The sequence below is a fragment of the Flavobacterium sp. CR10 genome (assembly GCF_055814415.1).
Window position 1 is genome coordinate 1,734,440 of the sequence record NZ_CP185985.1, and the last position, 23,011, is coordinate 1,757,450.

Here is a 23,011-nt window from a genome sequence, read left to right on the forward strand (position 1 = left end):
ATTTTAGAAACTGATTAGTTTATATATCTTTGTGGGATGAATGAAAATCTAGATCCTACTACCAAAGGATATAACTCAGAAGAGTTAGATCTTGAAAAAAGATTGCGTCCGCTGTCATTTGATGATTTTGCCGGACAAGATCAAGTTTTGGAAAATTTGAAAGTCTTTGTTGCTGCCGCCAACCAGCGTGGAGAAGCGCTTGACCATGCCCTTTTTCATGGTCCTCCAGGTCTAGGAAAAACTACTTTGGCAAATATTTTAGCCAATGAGTTACAAGTTGGTATTAAAATTACTTCTGGTCCAGTATTGGATAAACCTGGCGATTTGGCTGGTTTGCTGACAAACTTAGACGAAAGAGATGTTTTGTTCATTGATGAGATTCATAGACTTAGTCCTGTTGTTGAAGAATACTTGTATTCTGCGATGGAAGATTTCAAGATTGATATTATGATTGAATCGGGGCCAAATGCAAGAACGGTTCAAATTAACTTGAATCCTTTTACTTTGATTGGAGCGACAACGCGATCAGGATTATTGACTGCTCCAATGCGTGCCCGTTTCGGAATATCTTCTCGATTACAATATTATACTACTGAACTTTTAACTACTATTGTTGAAAGAAGCGCTTCTATATTAAAAATGCCTATTGATCTAGAGGCGGCTATTGAAATTGCAGGAAGAAGCCGTGGAACTCCTCGTATCGCAAATGCTTTATTAAGGAGAGTTCGTGATTTTGCGCAGATAAAAGGGAACGGAAGAATTGATATAGAAATTTCTAGATATGCCTTAAAAGCACTTAATGTAGATGCTCACGGTCTGGACGAAATGGATAATAAAATACTACTTACGATTATCAATAAGTTTAAAGGAGGGCCGGTTGGACTTTCAACTTTAGCTACGGCGGTTAGCGAAAGTAGTGAAACTATTGAAGAAGTGTACGAACCTTTTTTAATACAAGAAGGATTTATAATGAGAACACCTCGTGGAAGAGAAGTTACGGATAAGGCTTATAAACATCTTGGAAAAGTAAATACAAATAATCAGGGAGAATTATTTTAACACATATAGAAATGTCTATAAGTAAAAAATATAATTATCCGCCAAAACTTTCTATTCTAAGATTTTTTGTTGATGCAGAAGGAGTCCGTAGAAATCCTATACCTTATCATGAAAAATATTTTGATCGTTTTGGAGATTCTTTTTCTATACGAATAGGAAAATCAAGACACATTATCTTATCAAGAGATAATGATGTTGCTCAATATATACTACAGAAAAATCAGAAGAATTATTATAAATCTAAATTCCAGTCTGTTTATCTTTCTAAATATTTAGGTAAAGGTCTTTTAACGGTTGATGGAGAATTTTGGCTGAAACAAAGAAGGCTTATTCAGCCTGCTTTTCATAAGCAAAAAATGAATCAGTTAGTTGATAATATGAAACTAACTATCGTTTCTGAGCTAAAAGAAATTGTTGTTGATAAAAAAGTTGATCTTTTTCCTATGATGAGTGAGGTAGCATTTAATGTTGTCGCTAAATCATTATTTCAATTTTCTATTGAAGAAGAAAAACTTAACCGTATAAAATATATTATTGAAGCAGTCCAGAATTTTCTAATTAAAGAAATTAGATTGCCACATAAAGCATGGTGGTTTTCGATTAGTGGACAGGTAAAAGAGCATCTTCAATTGGCAAAGGAAAACGATGCAATTATTAGAGGTATTATAGAAGAAAGAATTGCTTCTCAAAATGAAGTGAATGACTTACTGAACATGCTTTTGGAAACTCGCTATGAAGATACTGGCAAGGGTATGTCTGTTGAACAATTAATAGATGAAATAAAAATTCTATTTATTGCTGGACATGAAACAACTGCAAATGCTTTGACTTTTACATTGCAATTGTTAGGAAGTCATTTAGATGTACAGCAAAAAGTATTTGAAGAAATTCTTAAAGTTGAATCGGAAAGTGAGAATGTTGTAGAGCAGCTCCAAAAAATGACTTATATAAATGCAGTTTTGAATGAATCAATGCGTTTATATCCGCCAGCTTGGATTACAGACCGACAAAACGTAGAAGATGACGTTTTAGGAAAATTTACTATCAAAAAAGATACTTTGATTGGAGTTTCTTTTTATGAATTACATCGAAATCCAAAATATTGGGATAATCCAGATCAGTTTAATCCAGACCGCTTTTTAGGAGAACAAAAAAAACAGTCTATGCAATATTTTTATCCCTTTGGAGCAGGACCAAGAATGTGCATTGGTACTGGTTTTGCTATTTATGAAATGTGTTTAGCGATTTGTCATATTATCAAAAAATATAAAGTTGTTTCAGTACGAAATACGATCAATTTTAATCCTTTGATTACCTTAAAACCTGTTGGTATTGAAGTTGTTTTTTCTGAGAGATAATGATTAATTCTAAAGAAAAATATTCGAAATTTATAAAAGAAGAAGCCAAAAGACTTGGTTTTCTTTCTTGCGGTATTTCTAAAGCTGGTTTTTTGGAGGAAGAAGCGCCTCGACTTGAAAATTGGCTAAAAAATAATCGAAATGGTCAAATGGCTTATATGGAAAACCATTTTGACAAACGTTTAGATCCGACTTTATTGGTTGATGATGGTAAAAGTGTCGTATCCCTCTTGCTTAATTATTATCCAGATTCATTTCAAAATGATGAAAGTTTTAAGATTTCTAAATATGCCTACGGACAGGATTATCATTTTGTAATTAAAGATAAACTAAAAGAGCTTCTTCACTCGATTCAAGAAAACATTGGAGAAGTTTCTGGACGTGCTTTTGTCGATTCAGCACCGGTGTTAGATAAAGCTTGGGCAGCCAAAAGCGGTTTGGGTTGGATAGGAAAAAACAGTAATTTGATTACTCAAAAAGTAGGCTCTTTTTACTTCATAGCCGAACTTATTATTGATTTAGAATTAGAATATGATTATGCTGTCACAGATCATTGCGGTTCTTGTACAGCTTGTATTGATGCTTGTCCTACGCAGGCAATTGTAGCTCCTTACATTGTAGATGGCAGTAAATGTATTTCGTATTATACCATCGAATTAAAAGAAAATCTTCCAGAAGAAATGAAAGGAAAATTTGATGAATGGATGTTTGGCTGTGACACTTGCCAAGATGTTTGTCCGTGGAATCGATTTTCAAAACCACACTCAGAACCTTTGTTTAATCCGAATCCAGACTTGCTTTCTTTTACTAAAAAAGACTGGTTAGAAATTACAGAGGAGACTTTTCGAACAGTCTTTAAAAATTCCCCTATCAAAAGAACCAAATTTGGCGGTTTAAAACGCAATATCAATTTTTTAAAATAGCATTTTGGTATTTGTAGTTTTGTTTTAAAGTATTGACTATCAATTGCTTTGTTGGTTATGTGCTTTTTCTTTATCTTTTTTATTTCTTACGTTAATTTACTTAATTGTCAATAAATTCTGTAAGAATTCTAAATTATTATAATTATTTAAGAAAATTCAGCTATTTCGTTGTCAAATATTTACAAAAAATTGATTTTCAATCGATGAACAATTGTTAAAAACTGTTGTTTGACGACTTTATGTGCACTTTGTCGGAATAATAAGGTTCGATTTGATTTCGCGATATACTTTCGCACTTTCCAAATCTACTTAATTTAAAACCAGAAAGACTTTTTTAGTCTTTTTTATACAATGTCATGGTCTACATAATGTCCTTTTTTTGTGTAAGTCTCGGGAAAACTTTTTCAAGTTTCTCAAAATCCAATTTATATTTTTTCACGTATCTCACACATATACTAAAAACGATCATCCGTTTTTTAGTATCCAAAATTTCTGTTCCACAAACACAAGTCGTCTATGCGTAACTCTACTTTTTGTAAGTCTGGATTTTCTAGACTAATTCTTTTTATCCTATTTGCCATATTACCAATAACTTCATTCGCACAAGTATGCGGAACTCCTGGAGTTGATGGACCTGTTGCCGTTTCAAGATCTGTAAATACGTATTATCCAATTTCAGGAAATATTACTTTAAATGCGGGAGCTCAATCTATTTTGTTAGCTGGAGTGCCTGCAACGGATCAATATTCGAATAATTTTGGAGCTATTCCGATTTCAGCTGGAGACTTGATTTTAATTATTCAAATGCAGGATGCAACCATAAATTATACAAATACAAATAGTTATGGTTCGGGAACAACAAATAGCGGTCCAGATAGTCAAGGGGGTACAGGATTTACGTCTCGTGGTAATACTGGAGTTTTTGAGTATGTAATTGCAACAAACAGTGTGCCCTTAACTGGAGGGAATTTGACATTTAAAGGCACAGGCACGAACAATGGCGTCCTGAATAGTTTTTATAATGCAGATGCTACAACAACACGAGGAAAGAGAACATTTCAAGTAGTGAGAGTACCTCAATACTCTAATTTAACCCTTACAGCCAATATTACTACACCACCATTTAATGGAGTTGCCGGTGGTATTATTGCTTTTAATGTTTCTGGAACATTCAATTTTAATGGTTTTAGCATTGATGGTAGTGCAAGGGGGTTTCGAGGAGGATATAGCCCAAAAGCAGATTCGAATACTAACGATTCTAAAACTTATGTTGATGACTCTTCAAAAAGTAATGTTTCTGGAAAAGGGGAAGGAATAGCTGGTACGCCTAAGTATATGTGGGATGGCTTTAATCAGGTAGCAAATACAGTGGAAGGAATGCCAGGAGGCTCTGCTGGAAGAGGTGCTCCTGCCAATGCAGGAGGAGGTGGTAATGACCACAACACCGGTGGAGGTGGCGGTGGTAATGGCGGGTTTGGTGGTCTTGGAGGAGCTGGATGGCAAGGAGGAGGAGGAGATCTCTTTTCTAATAATCTTACAGGAGGAGGAAGACCAGGATCAATATCGTATACTGTAATTGAAAAATTTCCAAGGCTTATTATGGGGGGAGGCGGTGGCGCCGGAGATGCAAATAATGCCTCTTCTGGTGTAAAAGGAGGTGTTGGAGGGGCAATTATCCTTATTAATGCTGGAAATGTTTTAGGGAATGGTACTATTTATGCAAATGGGGGAAATGGAGCACCAGGAACTTATGCTAACTCACCAGATGGTGCTGGAGGAGGAGGAGCAGGAGGAACAGTTTTATTGAATGTTTCTAATAATAGTACTGCCAACATTCAAATTCAAGCTAGTGGTGGAGCAGGAGGAAATACTGAAAACGACAATAATAACGAGCATGGACCAGGTGGAGGTGGAGGAGGTGGAATTATCTGCCACAATGTTTCAAGTTCAGTAACCATTACAACAAAAGTAATTGGGGGAGCGGCTGGTAAATCTAATGCAGGAAAAGGAATTACTCACGGTGCTATAGCTGGAACAGATGGTTATGTATCGACTTTTACAGTAGCAGACGTACCGCCAAATTTACAGGTTAATGCAAATTGTTTTCCAGTTCTTGAAACAAAAGTAAAAACATTATCGACCACTGCAGTTTGTAATTCTATTGATGAAAAAGTTTCTTATGAAATCGAAATAAAAAATACGGGAGCTGGAAATGCGGCTGGAGTGATGTTGGATTTTAGTTTTCCAACAGGTATTGAATTCGATTCGGCTATTGCAACTTATTCTGCAGGAGCTTCGGGGCCAGCAGGAACTTTAGCCAATTCGACAACAGCTACCGCTAATAATCCCGTTTTTGGAGGATTTAATATTGCACAAAATGCAGTTGTTACTATAACTTTAGTTGGAAAAGTTGCCGCTTCTATGGCGGCAGGAATTTATAGTGCAAATGCTCAAGCATTGTACTTTGACCCAACACGTACAACTGCCAATTCTACTAGAAGAATAACCGCATTTACAAATGCTTATGGCACTGCAAATAAAACTTATGAGGGAACTGGGCAATCAAATGTTCCTGGTGTAAATTTTAATGGAACAAGTACTGCCCTTGATGATATCTCAATTTTAGCTTTGCCTGCAGCACCAACTGTGAGTGTAACGCAAACAACTTGTGCATCTCCAACTGGGACTATAACGGTTAATACACCTGCAAACGGTTCAGGAATAAGTTATACATTAACGGGAACCAATCCTGTTTCTGCTCCAGTAAATAGTACAACTGGTATTTTTTCTGGATTGGTACCAGGAACTTATTCTGTAACTACAACAAATGCGCAAGGATGTACTTCTGCACCTAATGCAGGAATTGTTGTTAATGCTGTTGCAGGAGCGCCAACGGCTACAGGTGTTGCTATTTGTCAAGATGGAACGGGGTCATTAACAGCTTCTTCTCCATGTGGAACGTCTAATAGCTCAGGAGCAAAAATCGCAAGATTAGGTAATAGTGTAGGTACGGCATCACTTTCTTGGTCTAATCCTTCGAGAGTGACTTCTAATGATTCAAGCTATGCATCTGCAACTGTTAATAGTGGAGGGAACACCACTGTTGCGACAAGGTCTCTTCAAGGAACAGATTTTGATTTTAATATTCCTACGAATGCTGCAATTACTGGAATTCAAGTTACAATTGGTCGTTATAGTAGTACTGCCAGCTCTACTGTGAATGTTAAAGATAATGTTGTTAGTTTAATTAAAGCAGGAAATGTTATTGGTGAAAATAAAGGTATCACAGGATCTAATTGGTCAACAAGTTCTACTTCTGCAGCAAATTATGGTGGATCATCAGATTTATGGAATACCACTTGGACTCCTGCAGATATTAATAATTCAAATTTTGGAATTGCTCTATCTGCAAGTATCACTAGAACATCAAGTAATGACATTACTGCATATGTAGATTATATGCAGATTACTGTAAATTATACTATAGGTGGAATTGAATGGTATACTACATCAACTGGAGGTTCATCGATTTATACTGGCTCTTCATTTAACCCAGTGGGAGTTGCAGGATCAGGATTGACAAACACTGCTACTGAAGGAACAAAAACATATTATGCGGCTTGTTCAGGTAATTCAAATTGTAGAGCAGCGGTAAATTTCGTTATTAATGCAAAACCAACAATAACAGGAGTTTCTCCTGCATCAAGATGTGGAACTGGAGAAGTAACTTTGGGCGCTGAAGCATCAGCAGGAACTATCAATTGGTATGCTGCATCAACAGGAGGAGTATCATTAGGGACAGGAGAGAGTTTTACTACGCCAAGTTTATCTGCAACAACTTCTTATTATGTTGAAGCAACAGATAATGGCTGTACAACGTCAACAAGAACTGAAGTTAAAGCAACAATAAATACAATACCAACAATAAATTCGACAACAGAGGCTTCAAATTGTGGTGCAGGATCATTACAATTAAAAGCAACCGCCTCAACAGGTGCAACTATTAATTGGTATGCAGATCCTACGACTTTGACAGTATTAGGAACTGGAGCAACTTTTAACACTCCAACTTTATCAGCTACTACAACTTACTATGTGGGTGCAGTAACAGCTGCAGGTTGTACTTCAACATCAAGAATTGCTGTTGCAGCGGTTATAAATACCCCTTCTAGCATTGTATTTACAAGTGGCACTCGAAATCCAACGGTTTGTTCTGGAGCATCAGTCCCTAGTGCTGTTTACACTTTTGGAGGAAGTGCTACAAATGCTACAGTATCTAATTTGCCTGCAGGATTATCTGCTGCGGTCGATACTAATGCAAAAACAATTACAATTTCTGGAAACCCAACAGCAGGAGGCACTTACACCATTACAACTGTTGGACATACTGCACCTTGTACAGAAGCAACAATTCAAGGAACTGTAACTTTAACGCCAAATGTGACAATTTCACCATTCTCTCCTACAACATCTTCTCGTTGCCAAGGAGCAGGAACAGATACAAGAACCACAACTGCAAGTAATTCAACAAGTATTAGTTATAATCTGGATCCTGCAAGTATCGCAGGGGGTAATACAATTAATGCTACAACGGGAGTGGTGACGTACGCTGCAAACTGGTCAGGAACAACTACAATCACAGCAAGTGCTGCGGGATGTAACGGACCTGCGACTACTACACATATTGTAACCGTAAATGCATTGCCGACCGCGACTATAACTGGAAATTTAACGGCCTGTTTAACCACAACATTGACAGCGGCTACAAATGCAAGTTCAGCGACTTATGTTTGGTACAGAAACAATGCTGTAATTTCTGGGCAAACTTCTTCTTCATTAGTTGTAAACTCTGACGGAGATTATAAAGTAAAAGTTAAAAATACAGTAACAAGCTGCGAGCAAACATCGGCTGTTTCAACAGTTAAAGTTAGTGATACAGAAAAACCTGCAAAACCAACATTAGCAGATATTACAGCAGAATGTTCTGTGACAGTTACGCGACCAACAACCACAGACAACTGTGCAGGAACAGTAATCGGAACAACGTCAGATCCTTTGACTTATTCAGCACAAGGAACTTATACGATTAACTGGACTTTTAACGACGGTAACGGAAATACAGAAACGGCCACCCAAAAGGTAATCGTTAAAGACACCCAGAAACCTGCAAAACCAACATTGGCTGATGTTACAGGAGAATGTTCTGCAACAGCAACGGCTCCAACAACCACAGACAACTGTGCAGGAACAGTAATCGGAACAACGTCAGATCCTTTGACTTATTCAGCACAAGGAACTTATACGATTAACTGGACTTTTAACGACGGTAACGGAAATACAGAAACGGCCACCCAAAAGGTAATCGTTAAAGACACCCAGAAACCTGCAAAACCAACATTGGCTGATGTTACAGGAGAATGTTCTGCAACAGCAACGGCTCCAACAACCACAGACAACTGTGCAGGAACAGTAATCGGAACAACGTCAGATCCTTTGACTTATTCAGCACAAGGAACTTATACGATTAACTGGACTTTTAACGACGGTAACGGAAATACAGAAACGGCCACCCAAAAGGTAATCGTTAAAGACACCCAGAAACCTGCAAAACCAACATTGGCTGATGTTACAGGAGAATGTTCTGCAACAGCAACGGCTCCAACAACCACAGACAACTGTGCAGGAACAGTAATCGGAACAACGTCAGATCCTTTGACTTATTCAGCACAAGGAACTTATACGATTAACTGGACTTTTAACGACGGTAACGGAAATACAGAAACGGCCACCCAAAAGGTAATCGTTAAAGACACCCAGAAACCTGCAAAACCAACATTGGCTGATGTTACAGGAGAATGTTCTGCAACAGCAACAGCTCCAACAACCACAGACAACTGTGCAGGAACGGTGACTGGAACAACATCCGATCCATTGACTTATAATGCTCAGGGAACTTATGCGATTAACTGGACTTTTAATGACGGGAATGGAAATACAGAAACGGCCACCCAAAAGGTAATTGTTAAAGACACCCAAAAACCTGTAAAACCAACATTGGCTGATATTACAGGAGAATGTTCTGCAACAGCAACGGCTCCAACAACCACAGACAACTGTGCAGGAACGGTGACTGGAACAACATCCGATCCATTGACTTATAATGCTCAGGGAACTTATACTATTAACTGGACTTTTAATGACGGGAATGGAAATACAGAAACGGCCACCCAAAAGGTAATTGTTAAAGACACCCAGAAACCTGCAAAACCAACATTGGCTGATATTACAGGAGAATGTTCTGCAACAGCAACGGCTCCAACAACCACAGACAACTGTGCAGGAACAGTAATCGGAACAACGTCAGATCCTTTGACTTATTCAGCACAAGGAACTTACACCATTAACTGGACTTTTAACGACGGTAACGGAAATACAGAAACTGCTGCTCAAAAGGTAATTGTTAAAGACACCCAGAAACCTGCAAAACCAATATTAGCCGATGTTACAGGAGAATGTTCTGCAACAGCAACGGCTCCAACAACCACAGACAACTGTGCAGGAACAGTAATCGGAACAACGTCAGATCCTTTGACTTATTCAGCACAAGGAACTTATACGATTAACTGGACTTTTAACGACGGTAACGGAAATACAGAAACGGCCACCCAAAAGGTAATCGTTAAAGACACCCAGAAACCTGCAAAACCAACATTGGCTGATGTTACAGGAGAATGTTCTGCAACAGCAACAGCTCCAACAACCACAGACAACTGTGCAGGAACGGTGACTGGAACAACATCCGATCCATTGACTTATAATGCTCAGGGAACTTACACCATTAATTGGACTTTTAACGACGGTAACGGAAATACAGAAACGGCCACCCAAAAGGTAATCGTTAAAGACACCCAGAAACCTGCAAAACCAACATTGGCTGATGTTACAGGAGAATGTTCTGCAACAGCAACGGCTCCAACAACCACAGACAACTGTGCAGGAACAGTAATCGGAACAACGTCAGATCCTTTGACTTATTCAGCACAAGGAACTTATACGATTAACTGGACTTTTAACGACGGTAACGGAAATACAGAAACGGCCACCCAAAAGGTAATCGTTAAAGACACCCAGAAACCTGCAAAACCAACATTGGCTGATGTTACAGGAGAATGTTCTGCAACAGCAACAGCTCCAACAACCACAGACAACTGTGCAGGAACGGTGACTGGAACAACATCCGATCCATTGACTTATAATGCTCAGGGAACTTACACCATTAATTGGACTTTTAACGACGGTAACGGAAATACAGAAACGGCCACCCAAAAGGTAATTGTTAAAGACACCCAGAAACCTGCAAAACCAACATTGGCTGATGTTACAGGAGAATGTTCTGCAACAGCAACGGCTCCAACAACCACAGACAACTGTGCAGGAACAGTAATCGGAACAACGTCAGATCCTTTGACTTATTCAGCACAAGGAACTTACACCATTAACTGGACTTTTAATGACGGTAACGGAAATACAGAAACGGCCACCCAAAAGGTAATTGTTAAAGATACCCAGAAACCTGTAAAACCAACATTGGCTGATATTACAGGAGAATGTTCTGCAACAGCAACAGCTCCTACGACTACAGATAATTGTGCAGGAGCGGTGATTGGAACAACGACAGATCCTTTGACTTATTCAGCTCAGGGAACTTACACCATTAATTGGACTTTTAATGATGGGAACGGAAACACAGAAACAGCGACTCAAAAGGTAATTATTAGTGATATTCAGAAACCATCAATCACATGCCCAGTAGTGGTAGTGGTTTCGGCAGATGCCAATTTATGCGCAGCATCAGGAGTTGTTTTAGGAACGCCAACGGTATCAGACAACTGCACCGGAACTGTAACGGTAACAAATGATGCGCCATCAAGTTTTCCAATCGGAAACACGACTGTAACTTGGATAGCAAAAGATGCAGCAGGAAATACACAGACCTGTACGCAAACGGTTAAAGTAATTGGAGCTATTGAAGCAAATGATGATACAATTTCTTCATCAAATGGGGTTATTGGAGGGACTGTTATTGCTAATATTTTTGATAATGATATTTTAAATTGCAATGAAGTAAGCAGAATTGATATTGATGTAACATTAACTAGTTCTTTACCTTCAGTATTAAATTTCAATGATACAGATGGTTCAGTCTCAGTTAAACCAAATACGCCAACAGGCACTTATACTTTTGACTATTCAATTTGTGAAATTGCGAACAGCGGAAATTGTAATTCAGCTACTGTAACAATTAAAATAGTAAATGATTTAGTTGCTGTTAATGATAATTTCGGAACAAAAACTTCAGGAACGTCAGCGGCAACTATCGGAAATGTAAAATCAAACGATACTTTAGATGGAGTATTTGTTACGTCTGGCAACACAGTAGTTACCATTGACAGTGACGGACTATTGAGCGTTGATGCAAACGGAGACGTTACTCTAGCTGCAAACACGCCAAGCGGAACATACAGCATTATCTACGAGATCTGCGAGAAAAACGCAAACCCTTCAAACTGTAAAAAAGCAACAGCAGAGGTTAAGGTTGTAAATACAATAGACGCAATAGTAGATACGATTGCTCCAATAAATGGAAACATTGGCGGAACAACAATATCACTAGTAGAAAACGATACGCTAAATGGTGATAAAGTTGCAATTGGAACTAATTCACAAGAAGTGACGATCAATATTGTAGGCACTTTACCATCTGGACTAACATTAAATCCATCTGGAACTATTACAGTAGCTCCAGGAACTCCAAAAGGAAACTATAGTGTAGAATATATAATTTGCGAAGTAGGGGCAGTTCCAGCAAACTGCGATTCAGTAACTATCACGGTACCGGTTACGGCAGGAAATCTTGTAGCGAATGCAGATGAAATTCCATCAGTTTTAGGATCGAATGCTCCTCAGACATTAGGGAAAAATGTTTTTGATAATGACACTAAAAATGCTCAGCCGTTAGACCCAGCAGATGTTACGCTGAAAACTACGGTTGCAGATCCAAAAGGATATCTGACTGTAGATGCAAATGGAAGCATTGTTTTAGGAGCTAATCCGCCAGCTGGAACTTATGAATTGACTTATGAAATCTGCGAAAAACTGAATCTGGACAACTGCAGTTCAAATACTGTGAAAGTAACAGTTGGAACTCCAGTAATCGATGCGGTTGAAGATGTGATAGCTTCGATAAACGGAAACATCGGAGGAACAACAATTTCATTGACAGCAAATGACAAATTAAACGGAAGCCCAATCGTAGTTGGAACAGCAGCAGGAGAAGTTAAGTTTGAAATTATCGGAACGCTTCCAGCGGGATTAACTTTAAATTCAGATTACACTATCACTGTTGCGCCAAATACGCCAAAAGGAAACTATAACGTAGAATATAAAATCTGCGAAAATACAAATCCGTTAAACTGCGATTCAGTAACTATCACGGTACCGGTTACGGCAGGAAATCTTGTAGCGAATGCAGATGAAATTCCATCAGTTTTAGGATCGAATGCTCCTCAGACATTAGGGAAAAATGTTTTTGATAATGACACTAAAAATGCTCAGCCGTTAGACCCAGCAGATGTTACGCTGAAAACTACGGTTGCAGATCCAAAAGGATATCTGACTGTAGATGCAAATGGAAGCATTGTTTTAGGAGCTAATCCGCCAGCTGGAACTTATGAATTGACTTATGAAATCTGCGAAAAACTGAATCTGGACAACTGCAGTTCAAATACTGTGAAAGTAACAGTTGGAACTCCAGTAATCGATGCGGTTGAAGATGTGATAGCTTCGATAAACGGAAACATCGGAGGAACAACAATTTCATTGACAGCAAATGACAAATTAAACGGAAGCCCAATCGTAGTTGGAACAGCAGCAGGAGAAGTTAAGTTTGAAATTATCGGAACGCTTCCAGCGGGATTAACTTTAAATTCAGATTACACTATCACTGTTGCGCCAAATACGCCAAAAGGAAACTATAACGTAGAATATAAAATCTGCGAAAATACAAATCCGTTAAACTGCGATTCAGTAACGGTGATTGTGCCAGTAACAGCAGGAAATCTTGTAGCGAATGCAGATGAAATTCCAGCAGTTTTAGGATCGAATGCTCCTCAGACATTAGGCAAAAATGTTTTTGACAATGACACTAAAAATGCTCAGCCGTTAAATCCTTCAGATGTAACGCTGAAAACGACAGTTGCAGATCCAAAAGGATATCTGACTGTAGATACAGACGGAAACATTGTTTTAGGCGCCAATCCTCCAGCGGGAACTTATGAATTGACTTATGAAATCTGCGAGAAATTGAACCCGGACAACTGCAGTTCAAATACTGTGAAAGTAACGGTAGGCACGCCGGTAATAGATGCGGTTGAAGATGTGATAGCTTCGATAAACGGAAATATCGGAGGAACTACGATTTCATTAATTGCAAATGACAAATTAAACGGAAATCCGATTGTGGTTGGAACAGCAGCGGGGGAAGTTAAGTTTGAAATTATCGGAATGCTTCCGACAGGTTTAACGTTAAATTCAGATTACACTATCACTGTTGCTCCAAATACGCCAGCAGCGGACTATAATGTAGAATATAAAATCTGTGAAAACACAAATCCAACAAATTGTGATTCGGTAATTACAATAATAAAAGTTACAGGTGGAAATCTTGTAGCGAATGAAGATCTTGTGCCGGCAGTTGGAGTGAACGTTCCACAGAAAGTAATCAACGTTTTTGAGAATGATACTAAAGATGGAAATAAATTAGCGCCATCTGATGTAGATCTTAAAGTAACTCAAGCAGATCCAAAAGGATATTTAACTGTCGATGCAGACGGAAATGTTGTATTAGCACCTAATGCGCCTGCAGGAGAATATGAATTGACGTACACAATATGCGAGAAACTAAATCCAAATAACTGTGATTCAAATGTTGTAAAAGTTACCGTAACAGAACCAAAAATGACAGTAGTTGCAAATAGCTATTGTTCAAATAACGTTCCTTATGTTAATTATACTGTTACGCCAGACAATTTCACGACAAATAACTTATTAACGGTTAAATGGATTGACAGCAATAATAATGTAGTGGCAACTCAAACCAATCTGCCATTAAGCGGAAACATTTTATGGCCAGGAGCTGAGATTGATAGCAACCAAAATGGAACAGATTGGCCAGGATGGATTTTAAATAACGGAATTTGGGCAGAAGGAGCAGACGGATTTGAAGCTACCAGAAATGGTGTAAAAATTCAGTTTTCATTAAATCCGACAGTTACAGTTTCTGTGGCTTATCCGCCACCAACGCCAGATTGTAATGCGCATCCAACATTTAGCATTAAAGCAAATAATGATGAAGCAGGACCTATAAATGTGAAAAAAGGAGCAAATGCTACGATTAATATTTTTGAAAATGACTTATTAAACGGAGCAAAATTGAAAGCTTCAGATGTTATTTTATCAGTTCCGGTTGTGCATCCAAATATTTCATTGAATGCAGACGGTTCAATCAACATCGCTGCAAATACAGCAGATGGAGTTTACGAATTGACTTATCAGATTTGTGAAGCTGCAAATACATCAAATTGCAGTCAGGCAGTAGTTAAGATTACAGTTGATAATGTTGTAGATCCGACTGTGCCAACAAATAATCAAATTACATTAAATAACGATAATGATGTTAGTGCCGATGGAATCAATGGTTCATTAGAGTTTGTAAATGTTTTAGATAATGATTTGATAAACGGTAAGCCAATAAATCCAGCAGATGTTATAGTTAAGCCTGTAACAGAAAGTCCATATTTTGAATGGAATGCTGACGGAACGGTAAATGTTAAGCCAAACACGCCAGGAGGAAATTATCCGTTGACTTATCAGGTTTGTGAAAAAGCTAATGGTACAAATTGTTCAACAGCCGTATTAAATGTTTTTGTTGAAGTTCCAGCTATTTCGGTTATCAAAACAGCGGTTTTCAATGACGAAAATAAAAGCGGTTTTGCAAATGCAGGAGAAACAATTACATACAAATTTACTGTAACCAATACAGGAAATGTCCCTCTTGTTGGAATCACAATAAACGATCCATTACCAGGAGTTGTAGTTTCAGGGCAAGCAATTAATTTGGGAGTAAACGAATCTAACGAAACGAATTTTACAGCGGTTTACAAAATCACTCAAGAAGATATTAATCGAGGCAGTGTGAGTAATCAGGCAACTGTAAAAGGAAGCAGCGTAAGAGGAGTAGTGGTAGAAGATCAGTCAGACGATGCAAGCAACAGCGGAGATAGTCCAACAGTTTTAGACTTAAATGGATGTTCTATTAAAGTTATGAATGCTTTTTCTCCAAATGGAGACAGCAAGAATGCAAGGTTTTATATCAGAGGAATTGAATGTTACCCAGACAATACAGTTGAAATTTATAATCGTTGGGGAGTTTTGGTTTTCAATATAGATCAGTATAACAATAATGATAGAGTTTTTGTCGGATATTCTAACGGACGTTCTACAATCAAACAAACAGATGGTCTTCCGGTTGGAACGTATTTCTATATCTTAAAATACAAAGACAGCGCTCAGAAGTCTCACCAAGAATCTGGTTACTTATACCTTAATAAATAAAATGGAATACGGCTTAGTTTAGGCTAAGCCGTTTTAAAGCTTAATAAATGAAAAAATTAATTTTAGTTTTTATGTTTTTTTCGATTGTGTCCAATGCGCAGCAAGACGCGCAGTACACGCAATACATGTATAACACAATCGAAGTCAATCCAGCGTATGCAGGTTCACGTGGAGCTTTAAGCGTTTTTGGTTTGTATCGTACACAATGGATTGGGTTAGATGGAGCGCCAGAAACGAGTACTTTTTCGGTTAATACACCTTTAAAAAATAGTGATTTAGGACTTGGGGTTTCTTTGGTAAATGATAAAATCGGACCAACGGTAGAAAATACTTTATCTGCAGATTTGTCTTATACGATTCCAACATCAGAATCATGGAATTTATCTTTTGGTATCAAAGGAACAGCCAATCTTTTCAATATCGATATTAATAAATTGAGCTATGAAGATCAAGATGATCCGCAATTTCAGAATCTAAAAAATAAATTTTCGCCAAATGTTGGAGCCGGAATTTATTATCATTCAGATAGAGCTTACATCGGATTATCGGTTCCTAATTTTATAGAAACAAATCGTTATGATTCAGATGATGTCGCTATTTTCAAAGAGAAAATCAATTATTATTTAATAGCAGGTTATGTGTTTAATCTGGATCGTTTAGAATACATAAAATTCAAACCAGCTTTAATGACCAAAATGGTAGAAGGAGCGCCTTTGCAAGTAGATGTTTCAGGAAATTTCATGTTCAATGACAAATTCGTTTTAGGACTTGCTTATCGTTGGAGCGCATCTGTTAGTGCTATGGCAGGATTTCAAGTAACAAAAGGAATGTATATCGGTTATGGTTACGATCATGAAACTACGCAATTGAGAAAATACAATTCTGGATCTCATGAGATTTTCTTAAGATTCGAATTCTTCAATAATTACAATAAAATGATATCCCCAAGATTCTTTTAATACAACCTATGAAAGCTATAAAAATAATTTTGATCTTTTTACTGTCTAGTTTTATTTCAAATGTGAATGCACAAAACCTATTCACAAACATGAACATAAAATATGCAGATAAAAAATACGAAGAGTACGCTTACGCGGATGCAATAAAAGTTTACGAGAGTTTGGTAACTGAGCAGACTACCGACCAAGGAATAATTCAGCGTTTGGCAAATTCATATTATTTTAATGGAGAATTAAAAAGCGCATTAAAATGGTATGAGCAATTATTTATAATAAACGAAAACCAAGATGCTGAATATTTGTATCGATATGCACAATCATTAAAATCAGCTGGAGATTATCGTAAGTCTGATGAAATTTTACAGAAATTTAATCATAAGGCAAGTGCGGAAAAAAGAGCAGATTTAATCAGAAGCGATAAAAACTATCTAGAAGATATCAAAGAAAACTCAGGCCGATTTCAAATAGCCGATGCAGGAGTCAATTCAAGATATTCAGATTATGGAAGTGTAGTTTACAATAACAAAATTGTTTTTACTTCTGCGCGCGATACGGGCGGAGTTGTGAAATCCAATTTTCAATGGACAAACAGATCATTTTCTAGACTATATACAGCCGATTTAATGCCAGACGGAAGCGTTGGAAAACCAGAGCTTTTAGTAAAAAGGAAAAAAGACAACTTCAATGAGTCAAGTCCAATTTTTACAAAAGACGGACGTACGATGTATTTCACGCGAAATAATTTTACAGACGGTAAAAGAAGAAGCAACGATAAAGACGTAACGCTTCTTAAATTGTACAAAGCAGAACTTATCGATAACACTTGGCAAAATGTAAAAGAACTTCCGTTCAACAGCGACCAATATAGTACGGCGCATCCAGCTTTAAGTGTGGACGAAAAAACGTTGTATTTCGCATCAGATATGCCGGGAACGTTAGGGCAGTCTGATATTTATAAAGTTGCAATCAATCAAGATGGAACTTTTGGCACGCCAGAAAATTTAGGGCCAGCAATTAATACGGAAGGAAGAGAAACTTTTCCGTTCATTTCTGGAGATAACGAATTGTATTTTGCTTCTGACGGACGTCCAGGTTTAGGTGGATTGGATATTTTTGCTTCTCGTATAAAAGCAAACGGAAGTTATGATGACGTTTTAAATGTTGGTGAACCAGTAAATAGCAAACAAGACGATTTTGCTTTTAGCATTGACAGTAAAAGCAGAAGCGGTTATTTTTCTTCAAACAGAGAGAATGGACTAGGTTTAGATGATATTTATAGATTTACAGAAACAAGAAGGCTAATCTGCGAACAAAATTTATCTGGAACGGTTACCGATGCAGAAACAAATGAAATCTTAGCGAATACATCTCTGACTTTGTTTAACGAAAAATTTGATCCAGTTGGAACAATCTCTACAGACGAAAAAGGAAATTACATTTTTCCTGATTTAAGATGCGGTAAAAAATATACTATTAGAACGGCTAAAAACGATTATAATGCTAAAGAAGTTGTGGTAGCAATCCTTAAAGAAAAAGGAGAAACTACTCAAATGATTGCATTAAATAAAGTATTTAAGCCACTTGCAGCAAAAACTGTAGCAATCAAAAAAACGACAATCAGTCCAGTAAAATTGGGTTCTATAAGAGTAGGAGTAGATATTGCAAAACTGTTAAATCTGCCTATGAATTTCTTTGATTTAGGTAAAGCAACCATCAAGAAAACATCAGAACCGCAGTTAATGAAAGTGGTCAATCTTTTAAATGAATATCCAGCGATGAAACTTGATATTCGTTCGCATACAGATAGCCGTTCTTCTTCAGAAAGCAATCAGATTCTTTCGGAGAAAAGAGCACAATCAACTAAAAATTGGTTAATTCAAAAAGGAATCAGCGAAGACAGACTAACTGCAAAAGGTTATGGCGAAACACAATTAGTAAACAAATGTGCTGACGGAGTAAAATGTTCAGAAAAAGAACACATGAAAAATAGACGAAGCGAGTTTATTATTGTTGCGATGTAATAAAAATCATTTCTTTATAAATTACAAAAAGCCTTTTCTAAATTTTAGAAAAGGTTTTTTTGTTTAGAAATAATCCCTACGGGATAATGGATGGGTGGTGTGATTTTTTTTTCTACCAATCAGTCACTCCTAGCGGAGTGGGTTTCGAATTATATATAATGTGTGAAAAAAACACTCCGTTAGGAGTGACTGATTGGTAGAACGCAAATGTTTATCCGTATTTATAATGTCCCGTAGGGACATTTGATAGATCAATAAAAATGAAAAAACTCCGCTAGGAGTTTCTGGTCGGTAAACGTTAAAAAATCTAATTTTCCTCAAAAAACAATTCTAAACAATTTCATTCTTTACACTATAATTTTGAAAATCTAAATTTTGATGTATTATGTTTAAAATGAATTGGTTATGATTTTAAAAAATCGATTTCGTTGCAGATTGTGTTGGTTTTTGTTTTAACTTTATAAATCTAAAAATTTTTCATTATGACTGTAGATCAAATACTTAAAGCAAAAGGAAGAAATGTTTATTCGATTTTCTCCAATTTAACGGTTTATGATGCGTTAAAAGTTATGGGAGAAAAAAACATTGGGGCAATTTTAGTGATGGATGATAATATTTTAAAAGGAATATTATCTGAAAGAGATTATGCTAGGAAAATTGTACTGAAAGATAAATCTTCAAAAGAAACTTTTGTTCATGAGATTATGGAAAGTCATGTTTTTACAGTAAAACTTTCAGATAATCTTGAAGATTGTATGGAACTTATGAGCGAAAAAAGAATAAGACACCTGCCTGTTTTAGAAGACGGAAATGTGGTTGGAGTCATTTCAATCAGCGATGTAGTGAAGGCAATTATAGAAATTCAGAAAGACACCATCAACCATTTGAATTCTTATATTTCTCAATAAAGCACACCTAAAAACGATAAAAATTCAAACGAGTCCAATTTCTATTGGACTTTTTTTATTTATTCGAATAGATTTTAGGAAAAGAAAACGCTAAAAAGACGCCATTTTAAAACAAGACTTATATCTTTGTAAGCTAGAATAAAAGCTAAAAACAATGAACAAAGAGAGTAAAAGAAGAGAAGCGTTACTGTATCACGCAGAGCCAACTCCAGGAAAAATTCAGGTAGTTCCAACAAAAAAATATGCAACACAAAGAGACTTATCATTGGCCTATTCGCCAGGAGTTGCAGAACCATGCTTAGAAATCGCAGCAAACAAAGAAGACGTTTATAAATATACAGCAAAAGGTAATTTAGTAGCCGTAATTTCAAACGGTACAGCTGTTTTAGGACTTGGAAATATTGGTCCAGAAGCAGGAAAACCTGTAATGGAAGGAAAAGGTTTATTGTTTAAAATTTTCTCTGACATTGATGTTTTTGATATCGAAATTGATACAGAAAATGTTGAAGAATTCATTCAGACTGTAAAAAATATTGCTCCAACTTTTGGAGGTATCAATCTGGAAGATATTAAAGCTCCAGAATCTTTTGAAATAGAAAGAAGACTGATCGAAGAATTGGACATTCCAGTAATGCACGACGACCAGCACGGAACAGCAATTATCTCTTCTGCAGCTTTAATCAATGCACTTGAATTGGCAGGAAAAAAAGCTGAAGATGTAAAAATGGTAGTTTCTGGTGCAGGATCTGCTGCAATTGCTTGTACAGATTTATATGTTTCACTTGGAGTAAAAGTGGAGAATATTTTAATGTACAACAGTAAAGGACTTTTAACAAAAGACAATCCATCTTTATCAGATTTACAATTAAAATATGCTATCGACGGAGCTAAAATTCCTTTAGACGAAGCCGTAAAAGGTGCTGACGTTTTCATCGGATTATCTTCTGGAGATATTCTTTCGCCAGAAATGTTATTGACAATGTCAAACAATCCGATTGTATTTGCAATGGCAAATCCAAACCCGGAAATCGACTATAATTTGGCTGTAGAAACTCGTAAAGATGTTATTATGGCTACAGGGCGTTCAGATTTTCCTAATCAGGTAAATAACGTATTAGGTTTCCCTTATATTTTTAGAGGAGCATTAGACGTAAGAGCGACAAAAATCAACGAAGAAATGAAAATGGCGGCTGTAAAAGCCTTAGCTATTTTGGCAAAAGAACCAGTTCCAGAGCAGGTAAACGTAGCTTATGGAGCAACAAAACTTGGTTTTGGTCAAGAATATATCATTCCTAAACCATTCGATCCTAGATTGATTACGGTTGTAGCACCTGCAGTTGCAAGAGCAGCAATGGAATCTGGAGTGGCAAAAAATCCTATTACAGACTGGGCAGCTTACGAAGATGTTCTTCGCGAACGTATGGGTAACGATAACAAAATGGTGCGTTTGATTACAAACCGTGCTAAATTAGATCCGAAAAGAATTGTTTTTGCAGAAGCAGATCAATTAAACGTTTTAAAAGCAGCTCAAATTGTTTACGAAGACGGAATCGGATTCCCAATTTTGTTAGGAAACAAAGAAGTGATTTTAGAATTGAAAAAAGAATTAGGTTTTGATGCTGATCTTGAAATCATTGATCCTAAAACAGATGAAGAAGCAGAAAGACGTAACAAATTTGCAAAATCATTCTGGGAAACAAGAGGAAGAAGAGGCGTTTCTAAACTGGATGCAGAAAAATTCATGCGTGAAAGAAACTACTTTGCAGCCATGATGGTTAATGAAGGAGAGGCAGATGCATTGGTAACAGGGCACTCAAGAAGCTATCCTTCTGTTGTAAAACCGATGATGCAGTTAATTCCAAAAGCACAAAATGCTTCACTTATTGCTACTGCAAATATGATGCTTACGTCTCGCGGACCAATGTTCTTGTCAGACACAGCAATCAACATTAATCCATCTGCACAAGATTTGATTAATATTGCGATTATGACGGCAAAAACAGCAAAAATGTTCGGAATTGAGCCAGTTATTGCAATGGTTTCGTTCTCAAACTTCGGTTCTTCAACAAGTGAGAGCGCTTCAAAAGTTAGAGAAGCTGTAGCTTACTTGCATAAAAACCATCCAGAATTAATTGTTGACGGAGAAATTCAAGCAGATTTTGCTTTGAATCCAGAAATGCTTCAAGAGAAATTCCCATTCTCTAAATTAGCTGGAAAGAAAGTAAATACATTAGTTTTTCCTAATTTAGAATCAGCAAATATTACGTACAAATTATTAAAAGAATTGTACAAAGTGAACTCAATCGGACCTATCATGATGGGTATGGGCAAACCAGTTCACATTTTCCAATTAGGTGCAAGTGTTGAAGAAATGGTCAACATGGCGGCAATTGCTGTTATTGATGCACAGGAAAAAGAAAGCAAAAAGAATAAAATAACACAATAAACGTTCTTACAAAGGATTGAACAAATTTGTCGTAGTTTTATGGCATTTTTGTTATATTTGATACTAATAAACTATATTTATGATAGCACAGTTGCAGGGGAGATTAGTAGAAAAGAATCCTACAGAGGTTGTAATTGATTGTGGAGGAGTTGGTTATCAGGTGAATATATCGCTGCATACCTTCTCCTTAATTCCAAATTCTGAAAATATAAAATTGTATACGCATCTTCAAATTAAAGAAGATGCGCATACTTTATACGGTTTTGTCGAAAAATCGGAACGTGAAATTTTTAGAATGCTCATTTCTGTTTCAGGAATTGGAGCCGGAATCGCAAGAACAATGCTTTCGTCAATAGAACCAAAGCAAATTATAAATGCCATTGCATCTGGAGATGTAGGCATAATCCAGTCGATAAAAGGGATTGGAAACAAAACAGCACAAAGAGTTATACTGGATTTAAAGGAAAAAGTTGTTAAATTGTATAATATTGATGAAGTTTTTGCTGTTCAAAACAATAGAAACCGAGATGAAGCGTTATCTGCTCTAGAAGTTCTAGGTTTTGTGCGAAAAGCTTCTGAAAAAGTGGTAGACAGAATTGTAAAAGAAGATCCTGAAGCTACTGCTGAAACAATTATCAAAAAGGCTTTAAAAAGCTTATAAATTT

The 23,011-nt window shown here is 36.9% G+C and carries 9 protein-coding genes; all 9 read left to right on the forward strand.

Annotation, left to right across the window (positions count from 1 at the left end; translation table 11 throughout):
- Positions 1-36: 36 nt before the first annotated feature.
- Entirely contained in the window at positions 37-1,059 is a 1,023-nt protein-coding gene (ruvB, locus tag ACNRYB_RS07825) for a Holliday junction branch migration DNA helicase RuvB (RefSeq protein WP_111379234.1), read from the forward strand.
- Between the two features lie 11 nt (positions 1,060-1,070).
- A complete protein-coding gene (locus tag ACNRYB_RS07830; RefSeq protein ID WP_473729714.1) occupies positions 1,071-2,417 on the forward strand; it encodes a cytochrome P450 in 1,347 nt (448 codons plus the stop codon).
- Positions 2,417-3,340 carry a tRNA epoxyqueuosine(34) reductase QueG gene (gene queG / locus ACNRYB_RS07835; RefSeq protein ID WP_473729715.1) on the forward strand — a complete coding sequence of 308 codons (924 nt, stop codon included), beginning with the start codon at positions 2,417-2,419 and terminating at the stop codon, positions 3,338-3,340. Before ACNRYB_RS07830 ends, queG begins: the two co-directional genes overlap by 1 nt.
- Before the next feature lie 516 nt (positions 3,341-3,856).
- Complete coding sequence (locus ACNRYB_RS07840) at positions 3,857-16,012, forward strand: Ig-like domain-containing protein (protein ID WP_473729716.1); 12,156 nt, start codon at positions 3,857-3,859, stop codon at positions 16,010-16,012.
- 47 nt (positions 16,013-16,059) lie between these two features.
- Complete coding sequence (locus ACNRYB_RS07845; RefSeq protein ID WP_129748708.1) at positions 16,060-16,971, forward strand: PorP/SprF family type IX secretion system membrane protein; 912 nt, start codon at positions 16,060-16,062, stop codon at positions 16,969-16,971.
- A gap of 8 nt (positions 16,972-16,979) precedes the next feature.
- Positions 16,980-18,992, forward strand: coding sequence for an OmpA family protein (locus tag ACNRYB_RS07850; RefSeq protein WP_473729717.1), 2,013 nt, complete (start codon positions 16,980-16,982; stop codon positions 18,990-18,992).
- A 482-nt stretch (positions 18,993-19,474) separates the two neighbouring features.
- Entirely contained in the window at positions 19,475-19,900 is a 426-nt protein-coding gene (locus ACNRYB_RS07855; protein ID WP_111364849.1) for a CBS domain-containing protein, read from the forward strand.
- Positions 19,901-20,054: 154 nt separating this feature from the next.
- Positions 20,055-22,346: an NADP-dependent malic enzyme gene (locus ACNRYB_RS07860; RefSeq protein ID WP_473729718.1), complete on the forward strand. Its 2,292-nt coding sequence runs from the start codon at positions 20,055-20,057 to the stop codon at positions 22,344-22,346.
- Between the two features lie 79 nt (positions 22,347-22,425).
- Positions 22,426-23,007 carry a Holliday junction branch migration protein RuvA gene (ruvA, locus tag ACNRYB_RS07865; RefSeq protein ID WP_111364852.1) on the forward strand — a complete coding sequence of 194 codons (582 nt, stop codon included), beginning with the start codon at positions 22,426-22,428 and terminating at the stop codon, positions 23,005-23,007.
- Positions 23,008-23,011 lie beyond the last annotated feature (4 nt).